A 16,418-nucleotide genomic window follows, 5' to 3' on the forward strand; every position below is an offset into this window, starting at 1 on the left:
GGATGGCGAACTTGCGAAAGCGCGCCAGGTCCTGCTTGGGCTGCGGATGGGCGGCCGCCACATCGGCCGGGCGCCAGCCGGTGGGCATGAACCAGATACGCAGCCGGTCCCACCCGCTGGACGTGAGCCGGGCGTCGCTCCACAACTGCGCGTAGAACTGCACGTTGGCCCACAGCGGATTCCAGCTGGCCAAGGGCGTGGTCACGCCGAAGATCACCGGCTCTCGCTCGTCTTCTTCCTGGAAGGTGCCGAACAGGCGATCCCAGAGGATGAACACACCGCCGTAGTTGCGATCCAAGTACAGAGGATTCTGCGCATGGTGGACGCGATGGTTGGACGGCGTGATGAAGATCCACTCCAGCCAGCCCAGCTTGGGCACATGGCGGGTGTGCACCCAGAACTGGTACAGCAGGTTCAGCGAAGCCACGGTGATGAACACCACCAGCGGCACGCCCAGCAGCGCCAGGGGCAGGTAGAAGATCCACGAGAACAGGAAGCCGCTGCTGGTCTGGCGCAGGGCGGTGGTGAGGTTGTACTCCTCGCTCTGGTGATGCACCGAGTGGGCGGCCCAGAGGATGTTGCGTTCGTGGCCGAGGCGGTGCAGCCAGTAGTAGCAGAAATCGTAGAGCACGAAGGCGAACACCCATACCCACCAGGCATCGGCGCTCAAATGCAGCAGCGCCAGGTGCTCCAGGGCCAGGGCGTAGGTGACCAAACCCACGCCCTTGGTCAGCAGCCCGGTGCTGGTCGACAGCGCCCCGGTGCTCAGGCTGTTGATCGAGTCGGCCAGGCGGTAGTTGCGTTGGCCACGCGCACGGTCGGCGATCAGCTCCACGGCGATCAGCACGAAGAAGAACGGCACGGCCAGCAGAATCAGGTCCATGAACGGCCACCTCCAAGGTTATCCACAAAGATTAGGCCGCCTCCGAGGCAAATCCCATGGATACATCTGCCAAACTAGAGGACATTTAGCGCCTCGACACTGGAGTATTGAGCATGACGAAAAAAGTTGCGGTGATTCTTTCCGGCTGTGGCGTGTACGACGGCGCCGAAATCCACGAAAGCGTGATCACCCTGCTGCGCCTGGACCAGCGTGGCGCCAAGGTGCAGTGCTTTGCCCCGAACATCGCGCAGATGCACGTGATCGACCACCTCACCGGTGAACAGATGCCCGAATCGCGCAATGTGCTGGTGGAGTCGGCGCGCATTGCCCGTGGCGAGGTGAAGGACATCCGTGAGGCCGACGCGAAGGAGTTCGACGCCTTGATCGTGCCTGGTGGTTTCGGCGCAGCGAAGAACCTGTCCAACTTCGCCGTCGAAGGCGCCAACTGCACCGTGCACCCCGATGTGCTGGCCCTGGCCGAAGCCTTTGCCGACGCCTGCAAGCCGGTCGGGCTGATCTGCATCTCGCCTGCGCTAGCGGCGAAGATCTACGGGCCGGGCGTAGTCTGCACCATTGGCAAGGACGCCGGCACCAGCGCGGCGGTGGTGAAGATGGGCGGTACCCATGAAGAATGCGATGTGCATGACATCGTCGAGGATGTGCAGCGCAAGCTGGTGACCACTCCAGCGTACATGGAAGCGAAGTCGATCAGCGAAGCCGCCAGTGGCATCTACAAGCTGGTGGACCGGGTGCTGGAGCTGACCCACGAGGGTGACCAGTAAGGCCTCTTCGCCGGCAAGCCGGCTCCTACAGAGGACCCCGTAGGAGCCGGCTTGCCGGCGAACCGCACCACCACCGAATCAGCCTTTGGCAAGCCGGGTCAAGATCCGATCCAGGGCATTGGCGAACGCCTGCTTCTCCCGCTCGCCATAGGGCGCCTGCCCGCCCCCCACCTGCCCCTGTTCACGCAACTCGGTGAACAGGTTGCGCACGGCCAACCGCTCGCCCATGTTGCGCTCGTCAAACTCGCGCCCGCGCGGGTCCAGCGCCGCCACGCCCTTCTTGATCAGCCGGTCAGCCAGCGGCACATCACTGCAGATCACCAGCTCGCCGGGCACGGCGTTTTCCACCAGGTAGTCATCGGCCGCGTCCATGCCGCTGGGCACCACGATCAGCCGTACGCAGGCGAAGGCCGGCTTGATCTGCGGCTGGCCCGCGACCATCACCACCTCCAGCTTGCGCTTGAGGGCGAACTTGACGATCAGGTCCTTGGCCGCCTTGGGGCAGGCGTCGGCATCGATCCATACACGCATTGCTTTCGTATCCTCGCAAAGCTGGGAGGGCTGCGCCCTCCTTTCGCGACACAAGGCCGCTCCTACAGAGTTGTCAGTATGCCTGTGGGTGCAACTGACTTGCACTGGGCAACACAAGGCCTTAGGTAGACACGGTCACTGTGGGAGCGGCCTTGCGTCGCGATGGGCCGCGTAGCGGCCCCACTCTATGATCAGCTGGCCGCCGCCCTGCGCTTCTCGGCCAGCCAGCTGCGCCCATACAGGAACATCACCGCCAGCAACGCCACCGCCTGGGCGCCCAGCGAATACGCATCGGCATGAATCCCCAGCCAGTCGAACTCGAAGAATGCCACCGGCCGCGTGCCCAGCACGCCGGCCTCCTGTAGCGCCTTGACGCCATGCCCGGCGAACACCACCGACAATGCGCACAGCAGCCCGGCGTTGATGCTGAAGAACAGTGCCAGCGGCAGCTTGGCCGAACCGCGCAGGATCACCCAGGCCAGGCCCACCAGCAGCACCAGCGCCGTGGCGCCACCTGCCAGCACCGCCTGGTGCCCGGCCGGGCCCGCCTGCAGCCACAGGGTCTCGTAGAACAGGATCACCTCGAACAGCTCGCGGTACACCGAGAAGAACGCCAGCAAGGCGAAGCCGAAGCGCCCACCGCCGCTGACCAGGCTGCTCTTGATGTAGTTCTGCCAGGCGGCGGCGTGGCGGCGGTCGTGCATCCACACGCCCAGCCACAGCACCATTACCGAGGCGAACAACGCGGTGCAGCCTTCGAGTAGTTCACGCTGCGCGCCGCCCACGTCGATCACGTAGGCCGCCAGGGCCCAGGTGCCGAAGCCGGCGAGCAGCGCCAGGCCCCAGCCGATGTTGACGCTGCGCACCGCCGACTGCTGGCCGGTGTTGCGCAGGAAGGCGAGGATCGCCGCCAGCACCAGGATTGCTTCCAGGCCCTCGCGCAGCAGGATCAACAGGCCGGAGATGTAGCTCAGCGACCAGCTCAGGCCATCGCTGCCCAGCAGCTTGGCCGCTTGGGCAAGCTTGATCTTGGCTTCGGCCAGGCGCTGTTCGGCCTGGGCCAATGGCAAGCCGTCCTGCAACGACTGACGGTAGGCCATCAGGGACTTTTCAGTGTCCTTGCGCACCTGGGTGTCGATGTTGTCGAGCGAGCTTTCCACCAGCTCGAAGCCTTCCAGATACGCCGCCACCGACAGGTCGTAGGCCTGGTCGTGGTCACCAGCGCGGTAGGCCGCCAGGCTCTTGTCCAGGGTGCTGGAGGTGTAGTCGAGCAACTGCGCCGGGCCACGCTTGACCTGCGGCGGCTGGGCGCGCTGGGCGCGGAATGCCGGCACGGCGTCGGCGCCTTCAGTGGTGGCGATTTCGGCGGGTGTCTGCCTGGCCAGGTCGGCGATGTTCCAGGTCTTGTCGCCCTTGGCCGCCTGCGGATCGGCGGTAAAGCTGGCGATGTAAGCAGCCACATCCCAACGCTGGCGCTCGTCGAGTTGGTCGGCGAACGAGGGCATCTCGGTACCATCGATGCCCAAAGTCAGGGTGTTATAGAGGTCGAACAGGCTGAGCTGGTCCAAGCGCTCGGCGTTGCGCAGGTTGGCCGGCGCAGGCTCCAGGCCCACACCCGCAGGGCCGTCGCCCAGCCCGGTGTCGCCATGACAGATCGAGCAATTCTGCGCATACAGCGCCGCGCCACGGGCCGCGTCCGGGGTGATCACCGGGGCCTGGCTGACTTCATAGGCCACCGCCAGGCGCGCCCCCAACTGGCGGGCCTGGTGGGCGACGGTACTGCCGTCCTGGCGCTGTTCGATGGCCTGGCGCAGTGCCTGCACGCCCTGCTCCAGCCCGGCGCGCTCGGCATTGGCCGGCAAGCCTTTGACCAGCTCGGCCAGCAGCGCGCTGAACTCCTGCTGCTCGCGGTATTCCCCCGTGTCCACCACCTTGCCGTCACGCACCGTCGGCGGATAGTCGGCACCGATGTAGTCCAGCAAGTGCAGGGCCTTGGCCGCATCGGCCGGGGCCTCGGCCAGTGCCAGGGTACTGCCCAGGGCCAGTAGCGGCCACATCAACAAGGCGAGAAGACAGGAACGGGAAATCATGGCCAATCTCGACGGAAATACGAAAGAGAACATTGTTCACTTCCACTTCCCATCGCTCAAGGCTCAGCGGCGGATTTCATGAAAAATCTTGCAACATCCGCATTTCAAAGCCTGCTATCCGACTGATGGCACCAAGCGAAAAATAAGAACCATTTGGCCATCACATAGCTACCACTTTGGGTATAATCCCGCGCCGCCTTAATAGCCATTTGCGATCAAGGTGCCTTCATCGAGAGGTTACGGCGATGAACAGAGGGACCTGCCGCCCCCGCCTGCGCGGCTCAACTGTTTTCAGGGAAAGAAGTCCGATGGTATCCCGCGCCCTAACCTTGGCGACCCTGGTCGTCGCCGTGCAGCTCACAGGCTGCTCGGTGTTCCGCAGCTACGACAGCGAACTGCAGGAAACCAACCAGCAGCTGGCCGCCGGCAACGTCGACGCCGCCCTCGCCTTGCTGGAAAGCCACAACAAGGGCGAGCAGAAAGACCTGCTCTACTACTTCGAGAAGGGCGAGCTGCTGCGCTCCAAGGGCGACCTCAAGGGCAGCCAGGACGCCTGGCGCGCAGCTGACAGTGTGGTATTCCAGTGGGAAGAATCGGTCAAGCTCGACACCGACAAGTACCTGAGCCAGTTCGGCAGCTACCTGGTCAACGACAAGGTCCGCCGCTACGAAGGCTACGACTACGAAAAAGTCATGCTGACCACGCAGATGGCCCTGAACCTGCTGGCCCAGAACGACTTCGACGGCGCCCGCACCGAAATCAAGAAGACCCACGAGCGCGAGGCGGTCATCGCCGAGCTGCGTGACAAGGAATACCTCAAGCGCGAGGAAGAAGCCGAGAAAGAGGGCATCAAGACCGAGTACAAGGACCTGCAGGGCTACCCGGTCGCCAGCCTCGACGCCCCCGACGTGGTGGGCCTGAAGAACAGCTACCAGAGCGCCTTCAGCCACTACCTGTCCGGTTTCGTCTACGAAGCCCTGGGCGAGAAAGGCCTGGCCGCGCCGGGCTACCGCAAGGCCGCCGAACTGCGGCCGAAGACCCCGCTGCTGGAGCAGGCCCTGCTCGACCTCGACAAGAACAGCGCCAAGCCCGGCGAGAGCGATGTGTTGATCGTGGTGCAGACCGGCCTGGCGCCGGCCCGCGACTCGATTCGCATCCCCCTGCCGCTGCCGATCGACAACAACCTGGTGATCACCCCGCTGTCGTTCCCGATCATCAAGGACGACACCTCGACCGCGCACCTGAGCGAGATCCAGCTCAACGACAAGGCCCTGGCCCTGACCGCGCTGAACAGCACCAGCGCCATGTCGCGCCGCGCCCTGCGCGACGACATGCCCGGCATCATCCTGCGCACCAGTGTGCGCGCCATCAGCCGCGGCGTGGCGCAGAAAAACCTGAACAAGACCAACCCCATGGCCGGCCTGGTGGTAGGTATCGCCGGCACCGTGCTCGAAGGCGCCGACACCCGCACCTGGCGCACCCTGCCGAACGAGACCCAGGTCGCCCGGGTACGCCTCAAGCAAGGCGAGCATCACCTGAACCTGCCGTCGAGCCTCGGTGGCACCCAGGTCACCGTGAAGGTCGATCGCCCGTACCAGGTGGTCAGCCTGCGTGTGGTCGGCAACCGCGTGTTCGCCGGCGGCCCGGCCGTCGAAGTCGCCCCACAGGCCTCGGCGCAAGCCGTGGCCAGCCTCAAGTAAGTCAAGGATCGATCATGCGCAGAACATGCCTCGCCCTGGCCGCCGTCGCCCTCCTGGCCGGCTGTGCCACCCCGCCCCCTGCCCCAGGCAGCGCCGCCAGCAAGGTGGTGACCATGGGCCAGCTGGACAACATCGAGGTCGGCCAGATGCGGGTCGCCCGCGAGAACGGTTTCCTCACCGTCAACGTGGCGCTGAACAACACCGGCCGCAGCAACCAGACCCTGTACTACCGCTTTGCCTGGCTGGGCAACGACGGCTTCCCGGTGGCTGACGAAGAGTCCTGGAAGACCCTGCCGCTGTACGGCAAGCAGGCCAAGTACCTGCCCGCCATCGCCCCGACGCCCAAGGCCACCGACTTCCGCCTCGAAGTCCACACCCGGTAACCCCTTTCAGGAGCATTTCCCATGTTTGCACGCCTTTCCCTCGCCGCCGTCGCCATCGCCCTGGTCAGCGGCTGCAGCAGCCCTTCCCCGGTTCTGGGCAGCAAGAACATCAACTACGGCGACAGCAAGGCCGTTGAGCTGATCACCAACGAGTTCGGCTCCACCGACCTGCAGATGATCGCCGAGAGCATGACCCGCTCCCTGGCCCAGTCCGGCGTGCTGCACGGCCGCCCGGTGGTGCAGGTATACGACGTGAAGAACAAGACCAGCGAGTACATCGATACCCGCGAGATCACCACCTCGATCAAGACCCAGTTGATGAAGTCCGGCACCGCCCGCTTCGCCAGCGACAACACCGAGATGCAGAGCCAGGTCGACCAGCTCAAGCTGCAGAACCAGAGCGGCCTGTACAAGAAGAACACCGTGGCCAAGACCGGCAACATGATCGCCGCCAAGTACCGCCTGGAAGGCTCGATCAGCTCGATCGTCAAGCGCAGCAGCGACTACAAGGACGTGTTCTACAAGTTCAGCCTGCAGTTGATCGACGTGGAAAGCGGCCTGGCCGAGTGGATGGACGAAAAAGAAATCCGCAAGACCACGGAGCGCTGATCGATGCGTGCATGGATGACCATCATCGGCCTGGCCTGGGCGTTCGGCGCCCAGGCGGCCCCCAAGGTGGCGGTGACCGACCTGGCCTACCAGGAGCGGGTGGAGGAGTACATCCACACCGTCGAGGCACAGAACAGCCACCAGTCGAGCCTGTACAGCGCCAGCGGCCAGTCTAGCTACAGCGAGTACGAGAGCCGCAACAGCTACATCGAGCAGACCGAAGTGCGCAAGTTCGGTGGCGATATCAAGGGTGAGATCCTCAAGAGTGGCCTGTTCCAGCTGGTCCAGGGCAAGCCCTACACCGCCGGCTCCGAGGAAGACGTGTACGACGTGATCCGCCGGATCAAGAACGGCGCGTTCGAGGGTGCCGACTACGTGCTGTTCGGCACCCTGTCGGACATCGACTTCCAGGAAGACATCAACGCCCTGGACCACACCGACAGCTTCTCGGCGGTGCTGGGCCTGACGGTGGTCGCCGACTTCAGCCTGATCAACACCCGCACCTACGAGATCACCTCGGCGTTCACCGCCATGGGCGAAGGGCAGGACACCAAGCTGGTGAAGAGCCGCGACCGCAGCGTGACGCTGAACCGCCCGCGGGTGGTGCGCGACGTGTCGAAGGCGCTGGGGGAAGATGTGGCGCAGCAGCTGGCTGAACAGCTGGGTGGCTCGGTGCCGGGGAAAGCCCGGCCGCCGCGGGGGCAGGACAACCTGCCGCCGGATGAGCCGGCGCAAATCCTGCGGTAATCGTTGAAAACGCCCGGTGATCCACCGGGCGTTTTCATTCAAGCGGGCTCAAATGCTCATGTCACCCGATTCATCCCCAACTCCATGTCATCGATCAGCGCCTTGGCCAGCTCGCTGAGAATCCGCGCCGCGCTCCCGGCCATGCGGTCGTTTTCCATTTCCGCTTCGGTGGTCAGGTGGCGGATGCAACCGAGCAGGACCGACAGCTGGGAAAACGCGTGGTCGAAGGGCACGCCGGGGCACATCTGGAACAGGTCGAAGGTCGCCTTGCCAGCCGTCTGGGTGGCTTTCAGCTCGTCGGTCATGGCTTTGCTCCCTCCGTCATCGTCTGGTCGTGCAATACCGTCATGAAGCGGCACAGCAGGCGGATGTTCATGCCCATCGCATCGCGCGCACGGCCGGGCTGGCTGTCGAGGAAGACGTTCACGGTTTCGTGCATGATCAGGCTCAGGGTGTGGAGCATGCTGTGGCATTCGTTGATGCCGAGCGGGGATTGCAGCGCGAGGGGTGGGGGTTCGAAGGGGATCAATGGGGTGGAAGGTGGATCGGGGACGATCTTTTTCATTCTGGAAGCTCCTATTGAAATGCCAGGAACTGCCGTCCTATTCGTCTCACGGAAATGGTGGCAGCAACACGCGGGGGTGAGACCCGGGCCAATAGGAAACCCGACCAGGCCGAAGCCTGCCCGCGTGCGGCTGCCATGGAGTGGCATCTATTGATCCAGGGGTCTCAATCCCGGTCGCCCGAAAGCGACCCGAAGACGTTATGCCTGGGGCATTTCCCCGACAACATCGAAGCTTCCGCAAGGCGCGTAGGATACTTCCGAAGCCAAGAATGGCTGAAGGATTTGGTTTCAGATTCGGAAAAGTCGCACGGCACAAGGCAACATAAAACTTCCCTATGGTTTGTTCTTGAGCGACATTTATTTACTGCCTACGCGATCCTGGGGCTGCTTTGCAGCCCTTTCGCGACACAAGGCCGCTCCCACATGGACTGCGGGAAACATGAGCCTCACTGCAAATCTGTAGGAGCCAGCCTTGCTGGCGATGCCCGGCAAGGCCGGGCCAGCATCCACAAGTAAGATAGTTTTTCCCACAGGGGAACACGACATCCTGTGGGAGCGGCCTTGCCGAGGCGTCGGACCGGTCGGAAAGGGCCGCAAAGCGGCCCCGGCATTTTCTAGCTCAGGCGCGTACGCCTTCAGGCAACGGCAACGCCAGCAAACGCTCGTCCAGCAGCCCCAGCCCTTCCTGGAACAGCTGGTTGCTGCGCTCGGTCTCACCCAGCCCCGCCAGCAGGCGCGCCAGCTCGGCACACGCCTCCGGGTTGCGCTCCATGCGCAGACTGCTTTCCAGATAATCCCGGGCCTTGCCCCACAGTCGGTTCTGCAAGCTCAGACGGCCGAGAGTAAGCAACAGGCTCGGGTCCTGCGGATGCTCCTTCAACCAGCCTTCGGCCGTTTGCAACTGACGCGCCGGATCATCACCCCGCACCAATCCATACAAACGGGCCAGGTGGCTTTCATAAGCGCGTTTGAGCGCCCCTCGCAGCACCTGTTCGGCTTCACCCTGCGCGCCCACCTGGCGCAACTGCTCGGCATAGGCCAGAACCAACTGGGGCTCCTGACGCTGTGCGGCGGTGAGTTGCTGCCAGGCACGCTCCAGCGCCTGGCGCGCCGCCTGCGGATCTTCACCGCGGGTCGCCGCCAGCCCCAAGTTCTGCCCCCAGGCACGCTGCTCAAGGTCAGCCAGTTCATTGGCCGGCAGCACCTTGTGCTTGCGCAGGTCCGGCAGCAGGCGGATCACCGCAGACCAGTCACCGCGTTCCAGATGCAGCCGCTGCAACAGGCGCAGCACCTGGGCGTTGTTCGGGTAGCGCTCCTGCATGGCCAGCAGGGCTTCCAGGGCCCCATCACTTTCGCCACGGTCCATCTGCAGCTGGGCATGGGCCAGGGCGATGGCGAGCTCGGCCTGGGGCTGGCGCTCCAGGGCACGCTCCAGCAAGTTGTCGCGGTCTTCGACACGGCCCAGCTCGTTGGCTGCACGCGCAGCACCGAGGTAATAGAGCAGCGGCTGGCGAGCGGACTCGGCGGCCCGCTGCAGATGGCGCTGGGCACTGGTCCAGCGGCCTTCGGCCAGGTCCAGCTGGCCTTGCTCGATGGCGATGCGGTCGCGACGAACGCGGTTACGGCGCGACCAGGGGTTGACCACGCCAGTCGACGTCAGCACCAGCCCGATCAAATAACGCAGCACCAGCAACAGCAGCACGATACCGACCAGCGCGCCCAGTGCGGCCCAAAGGCCGGACTGGTAACGGAAACCGCCATAGGCGATCAGTACGTAGCCGCTGTGCTTGGCAATGGCGATGCCCAGCGCCGCGGCGATCACGATCGCCAGCACCGCCAGCAGGTAGGCACGTTTCATGGCTTGGCCCCCTCGGCCGGGGCCGGCAGGTGACGGCGCTGAATGTAAGCCTGTACGGCCGCCAGGCTCTCGCTCAGGTCAGGGGTCACGACCGACACCGGTTGCTCGGCGAGCTGGTTGAGGCTGTCGAGCATGGCCTTGCTTTGCGGGTTGTCCGGGTTGAAGTTGGCCAGCAGCACGCTGCGGGCGTCATCCAGCGCCTGGCTGTAGACCTTGTCCTGGCCATTGAGCGCCGCCCACTGGGCCTGCTCGATGGTCAGGCTGAGGGCCAGGCGCAGTTGGTTCAACGACTGCCCGGAAAGCAGCGGGCGCACATTGTCGTCGGCGTTGAACTCGATCTGGAAGTATTTGGAAATCTCGGCCCACCACTGCGACCAGCGGCTGGCGCCATCGCCGTCGGCGGTCAGGGCGCCCATGGCATCGGCATTGGCGGCGAACTCCGGCGATTGGGCGCTGAGCTGCTGCACCAGTTCACGCTGGGCGGCGAGCTTGAGGAACAGGCCGGTGCGGTCCGGCTGCTGGGTGCTGTTGAGCGTGGCCAGGCTGCGCGCCAACTGCTCGCGGGCCGCGAAGGCGCCCGGGTCGCTCTGCTCGCGCAGGATTTCGTCGGCGCCCTCGACCAGGGCCTTGGCGCTGGCGACATCCTGCAACGCCGACAGGCGCAGCGTGGCCAGGCGCAGCAGGTGCTCGGCCTCGGCCAGGCGCCATTCCTTGCGGCTCTCGCCAAGCACGGTTTCCAACCGCTGGCTCAGGCGCTGCTGATCACCCTGCAGTTGCGCCACCAGGCGGCGACGGTCCTCCAGTTCGCCAGCTGCCGGCAGGCTGGCCAGTTGCGCGGTCAGCTGCTGCTCGCGTTGCTGCAATGCGTCGGCCCGCTGGGTGAGGGCCTGCAGGTGTTCGCCCTGCCCTTGCTCGCTGCCCTGCAGCTGGCGTACCTGCAAGACGCCCCAGCCGCCCACGGCGACCCCGGCGGCGCCCACTAACAGGGCCAGCAGTGCCAAGCCATTGCCGGAGCGTCGGGCGGGCGTGGCGGTGGAAGTTTGCGGCGCGTCTGGCGCCGAGGGCTGTTCCGTGTTGGACAAGACAGTTTCGCTCACGTATCCATCCTTTGCATGGTGGCGCATCGTTCTCTAGCTTAGCGCCTTAAAAGGCAGGCGCAGCGGTTCGCTGCACGGCTGCCAGCAAGGCCGCGGCACTGGCGCCACGGCAATCCACAACCTCGCGGGCCCCCAGCGCGCGGGCCTGGTCGGCGACCCGCGGGCTGGGCACGAACAGCGGCAGGCGCGAAAGCCGCGGCCAGTCCGTCCCCGCTAATTGATGCAAGTGTTCAAGACCCTGCCCACTGCTGACCACCAGGCCATTGAGGCGTTCCCCATCGATGCACTGCGTCAGCGTCCCGGCCGGGTAGTGCGGCAGGCAGCGGCGATACAGTTCCAGATAATCGACACTAGCACCTTGCTCCGCAAGACGCTCGGCGAGCAGTTCGCGACCTCCGACACCACGGACAATAAGGACGCGGGATGTAGGAAGCGCGATAGCCTGACGTAGGAATGGATGAGCCAGCAAGGCCTCGCTGTCATCACCTTCTGTAGGGAAAGTCACCAAAAGCCCACGCGCCTGAAGCACGCCCGCCGTGGCCTCCCCCACCGTGAACCAGCCCGCATGCGGCGGTTCGACGCCTGCCTGGTCAAGCTGTTCGAGCAGCAGACGTGCAGCCGGCTTGCTCACCACAATGATCGCCTGCGCCTGGCCAATCTCAGCCAGGCGCTCCTGTTGCCGGGGCTCCAGTGCGACCGGCTCGATGGCCAGCAAGGGCAGGCTGGCACTGGCGATGCCGGCATCGGCCAGCGACTGCGCCAGTGCCGCACAGTCCTCTTCAGGGCGGGTCAGCAGCAGGCGCCAGGGGCTCACGGGTGGCCAGCCTCGCCATAGACTTCCTTGAGGATCGCTTCGGCGCCCTGGCTGAGCAGGTCCTCGGCTACCTGCACGCCCAATGCTTCTGCACTAGCGCGTGGCGCCCGAGCATCGGCCACCAGCAGGGTGCCGCCGGAGGGCTGGCCGACCAGGCCGCGCAGCCACAGCTGATCGCCTTCGAGCACCGCGTAGCAGGCGATCGGCACCTGGCAGCCGCCGTTCAGGCGCTTGTTCAGGGCCCGCTCGGCTACCACGCGATCGGCGGTATCGATATGGTGCAGCGGCGCCAGCAGCGCGTGGATCTCGCTGTCGGCGCTGCGGCACTCGATGCCCACGGCACCCTGGCCGCCCGCCGGCAGGCTATCGTCGACGCTGATGGTGGAGGTGATGCGGTCCTCGAAGCCCAGGCGGACCAGGCCGGCTGCGGCGAGAATGATGGCGTCGTACTCGCCGGCATCGAGCTTGGCCAGGCGGGTGTTGACATTGCCGCGCAGAAAGCGGATTTCCAAGTCAGGGCGACGCGCCAGCAACTGGGCCTGGCGACGCAGGCTGGAGGTGCCGACGACGCTGCCGGCCGGCAGTGCTTCAAGGCTCTTGAAGGTGTTGGAGACAAAGGCATCACGCGGGTCTTCGCGCTCACAGATGCAGTACAAGCCCAGGCCTTCGGGGAAGTCCATGGGCACGTCCTTCATCGAATGCACGGCGATGTCGGCTTCGTTGTCCAGCAGGGCGGTTTCCAGCTCTTTTACGAACAGGCCCTTGCCGCCGATCTTGGCCAGCGGTGCGTCGAGCAGCTTGTCGCCACGGCTGACCATGGGTACCAGGCTGACCTGCAGGCCGGGATGGGCCTGTTCGAGACGGGCTTTGACGTATTCGGCCTGCCACAGGGCCAAGGCACTTTTACGGGTGGCAATGCGGATTTCGCGAGTGGACATGAAACGCCCCGATCCAGAGAAATGCGGTCGATGATAACAGCTCCTCCGGCTGTTCCCGCAGATTCAGATCAGCTATCCGTGCCCATTCGCGGGTAAACCCGCGAATGGGCCAATCGGGTTTCAATGCAGCGTCTGCATCATCTTGCGCACCCCGGCCACATGCCGGCGGCTGACGGTCAGGGCGTCCCCTTCCAACCCCTTGAGATAGAGCTGGAAATGCCCCAGCGGCGTGCGCTGCAGTTTTTCGATGCGCTCGCGGGCGACCAGGGCGTTACGGTGTATGCGCACAAAGCGCTCGCCGAACTCGTCTTCCAGCGCCTTCAACGGCTCGTCGAGCAGCACCTCGCCCGCTTCGTGGCGCAGGGTGACGTATTTATGGTCGGCGATGAAATAGATGACTTGCGGCAACGGGATCAGCTCGATGCCCTTGCGGGTGCGGGCACTGATATGGCTGCGCGGGCCGCCACCCTCATCGCTGGTGGGCCGGGTCAGCGCCGCCAATTGCGCGCGGTTGGGTTTTTCCGCGCGGCGCAAGGCGTCGCGCAGGGTCTGGGGCTGGATGGGTTTGTCGACATGGCTCAAGGTGCTCTCCTTGAAGGCCTGGCTGCCGTATTCGTCGTCACCGGTGCAGAACACCACCGCCGGCGGCGCCTCGCGCTCGCACAGCTTGGCGGCCACCTGCAGGCCATCGAGGCCGGGCATACCGATGTCCAGCAGCACCACATCGGGCTTGAGGCTCTCGATCAGTGCCAGGGCCTCCTCGCCGTTGGTGGCGCTGGGCTCCATCACGGTGTAGCCCTCCAGCTCGCCGAGCAGCCGGCTCAGGCGTTCGCGGGCTTGGGGTTCGTCATCAACGATCAGGACATTCATAATTGCGCTGGATTCCTGAGTGAGTCTCGCACGGGTATAGCGTAGACAAGTGTGGGGAGACCGGAAACGGTCACGCTACAGACCGGTGCGAAGGCCAAAGATTCACTGGCCTGGCAGATTCACCGCCAGTCCTCTGTCCAACTGTAGACGGTCCGTGGAACACTGCCGTTCAATCGTTGAATATGCCGCACCCCCTTGCCCGCGCGCTTCTCTCGACCAGCGCCCTGCGGCGGTGGGCGCAACCCTGCTATGATCGGCGCCACTTTTTCCGTTCACGCCTTCAAAGAGTGAATCCATGAGCACCGACAAGACCAATCAGTCCTGGGGCGGCCGCTTCAGTGAGCCCGTCGACGCCTTCGTCGCCCGCTTCACCGCCTCGGTCGACTTCGACAAGCGCCTGTACCGCCACGACATCATGGGTTCGATCGCCCACGCCACCATGCTGGCGCAGGTCGGCGTGCTCAACGATAAAGAGCGCGACACCATCATCGATGGCCTGAAGACCATCCAGGGCGAGATCGAGGCCGGCAACTTCGACTGGCGCGTCGACCTGGAAGACGTGCACATGAACATCGAGGCACGCCTGACCGACCGCATCGGCATCACCGGCAAGAAGCTGCACACCGGCCGCAGCCGCAACGACCAGGTGGCCACCGACATCCGCCTGTGGCTGCGCGACGAGATCGACATCATCCTGGGCGAGATCACCCGCCTGCAGCAGGGCCTGCTGGAGCAGGCCGAGCGCGAAGCCGAAACCATCATGCCCGGCTTCACCCACCTGCAGACCGCCCAGCCAGTGACCTTCGGCCACCACCTGCTGGCCTGGTTCGAAATGCTCAGCCGCGACTACGAGCGCCTGGTCGACTGCCGCAAGCGCGCCAACCGCATGCCGCTGGGCAGCGCCGCGCTGGCCGGCACCACCTACCCGATCGACCGCGAGCTGACCTGCAAGCTGCTGGGCTTCGAAGCCGTGGCCGGCAACTCGCTCGATGGCGTCTCGGACCGTGACTTCGCCATCGAATTCTGCGCCGCCGCGAGCATCGCGATGATGCACCTGTCGCGCTTCTCCGAAGAGCTGGTGCTGTGGACCAGCGCCCAGTTCCAGTTCATCGACCTGCCCGACCGCTTCTGCACCGGCAGCTCGATCATGCCGCAGAAGAAGAACCCGGACGTGCCGGAGCTGGTGCGTGGCAAGACCGGCCGCGTGTTCGGTGCCCTGACCGGCCTGCTGACCCTGATGAAAGGCCAGCCACTGGCCTACAACAAGGACAACCAGGAAGACAAGGAGCCGCTGTTCGACGCCGCCGACACCCTGCGCGACTCGCTGCGCGCCTTCGCCGACATGATCCCGGCGATCAAGCCCAAGCACGCGATCATGCGCGAGGCGGCCCTGCGCGGGTTCTCCACCGCCACGGACCTTGCCGACTACCTGGTGCGCCGCGGCCTGCCGTTCCGTGATTGCCACGAGATCGTCGGCCATGCCGTGAAGTACGGTGTCGACACCGGCAAGGACCTGGCCGAGATGAGCCTGGACGAGCTGCGCCAGTTCAGCGACCAGATCGAACAGGATGTGTTCGCGGTGCTGACCCTGGAAGGTTCGGTGAATGCGCGTAACCACATCGGCGGCACCGCGCCGGCGCAGGTGCGCGCAGCCGTGGCGCGCGGCAAAGCCTTGCTGGCTTCGCGTTGACTGCATTCGCCGGCAAGCCGGCTCCTACGCGTGTAGGAGCCGGCTTGCCGGCGAACCGCTGCTGGCCTATCGCTTACCGCTCTTGATCATTTCCTGGAACGCCGGCATCGCCGCGTCCTTGTCTGCCACGATCCGCGCCATGTGCGGGTTCTCGCGCAGTTTCTCCAGCAACGCCGCCGCCTGCGGGAAGTCCGCGAGGAAGTCGACGTTCAGCACTTTCTTGCCCACGGCGTAAGCCAGATCGACCGAGAAGCAGAACATCAGGTCGGCGATGGTCATCTGCTCACCCGCCACATAAGGCTGGAACCGCCCATTGCGCTTGAGCGTGGCGAACCCCGCCAGCAGGTCGGCCCTTGCACGTTCCTTGATCAGCGGCTCCACCGCCGCGCCAAAGAATGCCTCGCCGTAGCAGGTGCGCGCCGGCAATTCGATGTACAGCTCGATCTCCCGGAGCAGTTCACGCACTTTCGCCTGACCATAGGCATCAGCCGGCAGCAGCGGCGTGCCAGGCTGGGTCTGCTCGATATAGTCGAGGATCACACCCGTCTCGCTGATGAAGCCGTGCTCGGTCTCCAGCACCGGCACCTTGCCACGCGGGCTGATGGCCAACGCCTGGGGCGACGGGCCGCCGAAGAACGGCACCTCTTCGAAGGGCACGCCTTTCTCCAGCAAGGCCAGCTTGACCATGTTGTAGTAGTTGCTGACCGCGAATCCATGAAGCTTGAGCATGTGAGACAGCCTCCAAGGCCGTATGGGGTTGGCCCGGCTTTTATAGCCCCCCCGCGCCGCCTTGGCCAGTGCCATGGCCGGCGCTGATGGCCGGGCATTGCCGGCGCAGGCATGGCACACTGTGCGCTTCAC

16 protein-coding genes and 1 pseudogene are annotated in these 16,418 nt (G+C 64.9%); 6 read left to right on the forward strand and 11 right to left on the reverse strand.

What is annotated here, in order from left to right; all coding sequences use genetic code 11:
- Window positions 1-256: 256 nt before the first annotated feature.
- Window positions 257-883: pseudogene (locus PSEEN_RS27080) on the reverse strand (sterol desaturase family protein); the annotation flags it as partial.
- Window positions 884-996: 113 nt separating this feature from the next.
- On the opposite strand from PSEEN_RS27080, the gene elbB reads away from it, so the two are divergent.
- Window positions 997-1,665, forward strand: coding sequence for an isoprenoid biosynthesis glyoxalase ElbB (elbB, locus tag PSEEN_RS24685; protein WP_011536315.1), 669 nt, complete (start codon window positions 997-999; stop codon window positions 1,663-1,665).
- A 78-nt stretch (window positions 1,666-1,743) separates the two neighbouring features.
- On the opposite strand, the gene PSEEN_RS24690 is transcribed toward elbB, so the two are convergent.
- Together PSEEN_RS24690 and PSEEN_RS24695 are read right to left on the reverse strand one after the other, a co-directional pair.
- A complete protein-coding gene (locus tag PSEEN_RS24690; protein ID WP_011536316.1) occupies window positions 1,744-2,196 on the reverse strand; it encodes a YaiI/YqxD family protein in 453 nt (150 codons plus the stop codon).
- 191 nt (window positions 2,197-2,387) lie between these two features.
- Window positions 2,388-4,319 carry an FTR1 family protein gene (locus tag PSEEN_RS24695; protein WP_044488555.1) on the reverse strand — a complete coding sequence of 644 codons (1,932 nt, stop codon included), beginning with the start codon at window positions 4,317-4,319 and terminating at the stop codon, window positions 2,388-2,390.
- Window positions 4,320-4,594: 275 nt separating this feature from the next.
- Between PSEEN_RS24695 and PSEEN_RS24700 the strand changes: the two genes are divergently transcribed.
- Genes PSEEN_RS24700 through PSEEN_RS24715 form a run of 4 tightly spaced genes read left to right on the forward strand, consistent with a single transcriptional unit; the run spans window position 4,595 to window position 7,725 of the window.
- The gene (locus PSEEN_RS24700) at window positions 4,595-5,986 is read left to right on the forward strand and encodes a COG3014 family protein (RefSeq protein WP_011536318.1); all 1,392 of its coding nucleotides are present in this window, start codon (window positions 4,595-4,597) and stop codon (window positions 5,984-5,986) included.
- Between the two features lie 14 nt (window positions 5,987-6,000).
- Window positions 6,001-6,369, forward strand: coding sequence for a YcfL family putative periplasmic lipoprotein (locus PSEEN_RS24705; protein ID WP_011536319.1), 369 nt, complete (start codon window positions 6,001-6,003; stop codon window positions 6,367-6,369).
- Between the two features lie 21 nt (window positions 6,370-6,390).
- On the forward strand, window positions 6,391-6,978 hold the full coding sequence (lpoB, locus tag PSEEN_RS24710) for a penicillin-binding protein activator LpoB (RefSeq protein ID WP_011536320.1): 588 nt from the start codon (window positions 6,391-6,393) through the stop codon (window positions 6,976-6,978).
- A gap of 3 nt (window positions 6,979-6,981) precedes the next feature.
- The gene (locus PSEEN_RS24715) at window positions 6,982-7,725 is read left to right on the forward strand and encodes a hypothetical protein (protein WP_011536321.1); all 744 of its coding nucleotides are present in this window, start codon (window positions 6,982-6,984) and stop codon (window positions 7,723-7,725) included.
- 56 nt (window positions 7,726-7,781) lie between these two features.
- Here the strand turns inward: PSEEN_RS24715 and PSEEN_RS24720 are convergent, their stop codons facing one another.
- From PSEEN_RS24720 to PSEEN_RS24750, 7 genes are all read right to left on the reverse strand, one after another.
- Window positions 7,782-8,030, reverse strand: coding sequence for a DUF3077 domain-containing protein (locus PSEEN_RS24720; RefSeq protein ID WP_011536322.1), 249 nt, complete (start codon window positions 8,028-8,030; stop codon window positions 7,782-7,784).
- On the reverse strand, window positions 8,027-8,290 hold the full coding sequence (locus tag PSEEN_RS24725; RefSeq protein ID WP_011536323.1) for a hypothetical protein: 264 nt from the start codon (window positions 8,288-8,290) through the stop codon (window positions 8,027-8,029). Before PSEEN_RS24725 ends, PSEEN_RS24720 begins: the two co-directional genes overlap by 4 nt.
- A gap of 619 nt (window positions 8,291-8,909) precedes the next feature.
- Window positions 8,910-10,148 (reverse strand): heme biosynthesis HemY N-terminal domain-containing protein, encoded by a 1,239-nt coding sequence (locus tag PSEEN_RS24730; protein WP_011536325.1) that lies wholly within the window; start codon window positions 10,146-10,148, stop codon window positions 8,910-8,912.
- The gene (locus PSEEN_RS24735) at window positions 10,145-11,245 is read right to left on the reverse strand and encodes a uroporphyrinogen-III C-methyltransferase (protein ID WP_044488558.1); all 1,101 of its coding nucleotides are present in this window, start codon (window positions 11,243-11,245) and stop codon (window positions 10,145-10,147) included. Before PSEEN_RS24735 ends, PSEEN_RS24730 begins: the two co-directional genes overlap by 4 nt.
- Window positions 11,246-11,291: 46 nt before the next feature.
- On the reverse strand, window positions 11,292-12,059 hold the full coding sequence (locus PSEEN_RS24740; protein WP_011536327.1) for a uroporphyrinogen-III synthase: 768 nt from the start codon (window positions 12,057-12,059) through the stop codon (window positions 11,292-11,294).
- Window positions 12,056-12,997: a hydroxymethylbilane synthase gene (gene hemC / locus PSEEN_RS24745; RefSeq protein WP_011536328.1), complete on the reverse strand. Its 942-nt coding sequence runs from the start codon at window positions 12,995-12,997 to the stop codon at window positions 12,056-12,058. Before hemC ends, PSEEN_RS24740 begins: the two co-directional genes overlap by 4 nt.
- 120 nt (window positions 12,998-13,117) lie before the next feature.
- On the reverse strand, window positions 13,118-13,867 hold the full coding sequence (locus tag PSEEN_RS24750; RefSeq protein WP_044488561.1) for a LytR/AlgR family response regulator transcription factor: 750 nt from the start codon (window positions 13,865-13,867) through the stop codon (window positions 13,118-13,120).
- Window positions 13,868-14,162: 295 nt separating this feature from the next.
- On the opposite strand from PSEEN_RS24750, the gene argH reads away from it, so the two are divergent.
- A complete protein-coding gene (argH, locus tag PSEEN_RS24755; RefSeq protein ID WP_011536330.1) occupies window positions 14,163-15,557 on the forward strand; it encodes an argininosuccinate lyase in 1,395 nt (464 codons plus the stop codon).
- Between the two features lie 66 nt (window positions 15,558-15,623).
- On the opposite strand, the gene PSEEN_RS24760 is transcribed toward argH, so the two are convergent.
- Window positions 15,624-16,286: a glutathione S-transferase family protein gene (locus PSEEN_RS24760; RefSeq protein ID WP_011536331.1), complete on the reverse strand. Its 663-nt coding sequence runs from the start codon at window positions 16,284-16,286 to the stop codon at window positions 15,624-15,626.
- Window positions 16,287-16,418: the final 132 nt, after the last annotated feature.

The sequence above is a fragment of the Pseudomonas entomophila L48 genome (assembly GCF_000026105.1).
GTDB classification, from domain to species: domain Bacteria; phylum Pseudomonadota; class Gammaproteobacteria; order Pseudomonadales; family Pseudomonadaceae; genus Aquipseudomonas; species Aquipseudomonas entomophila.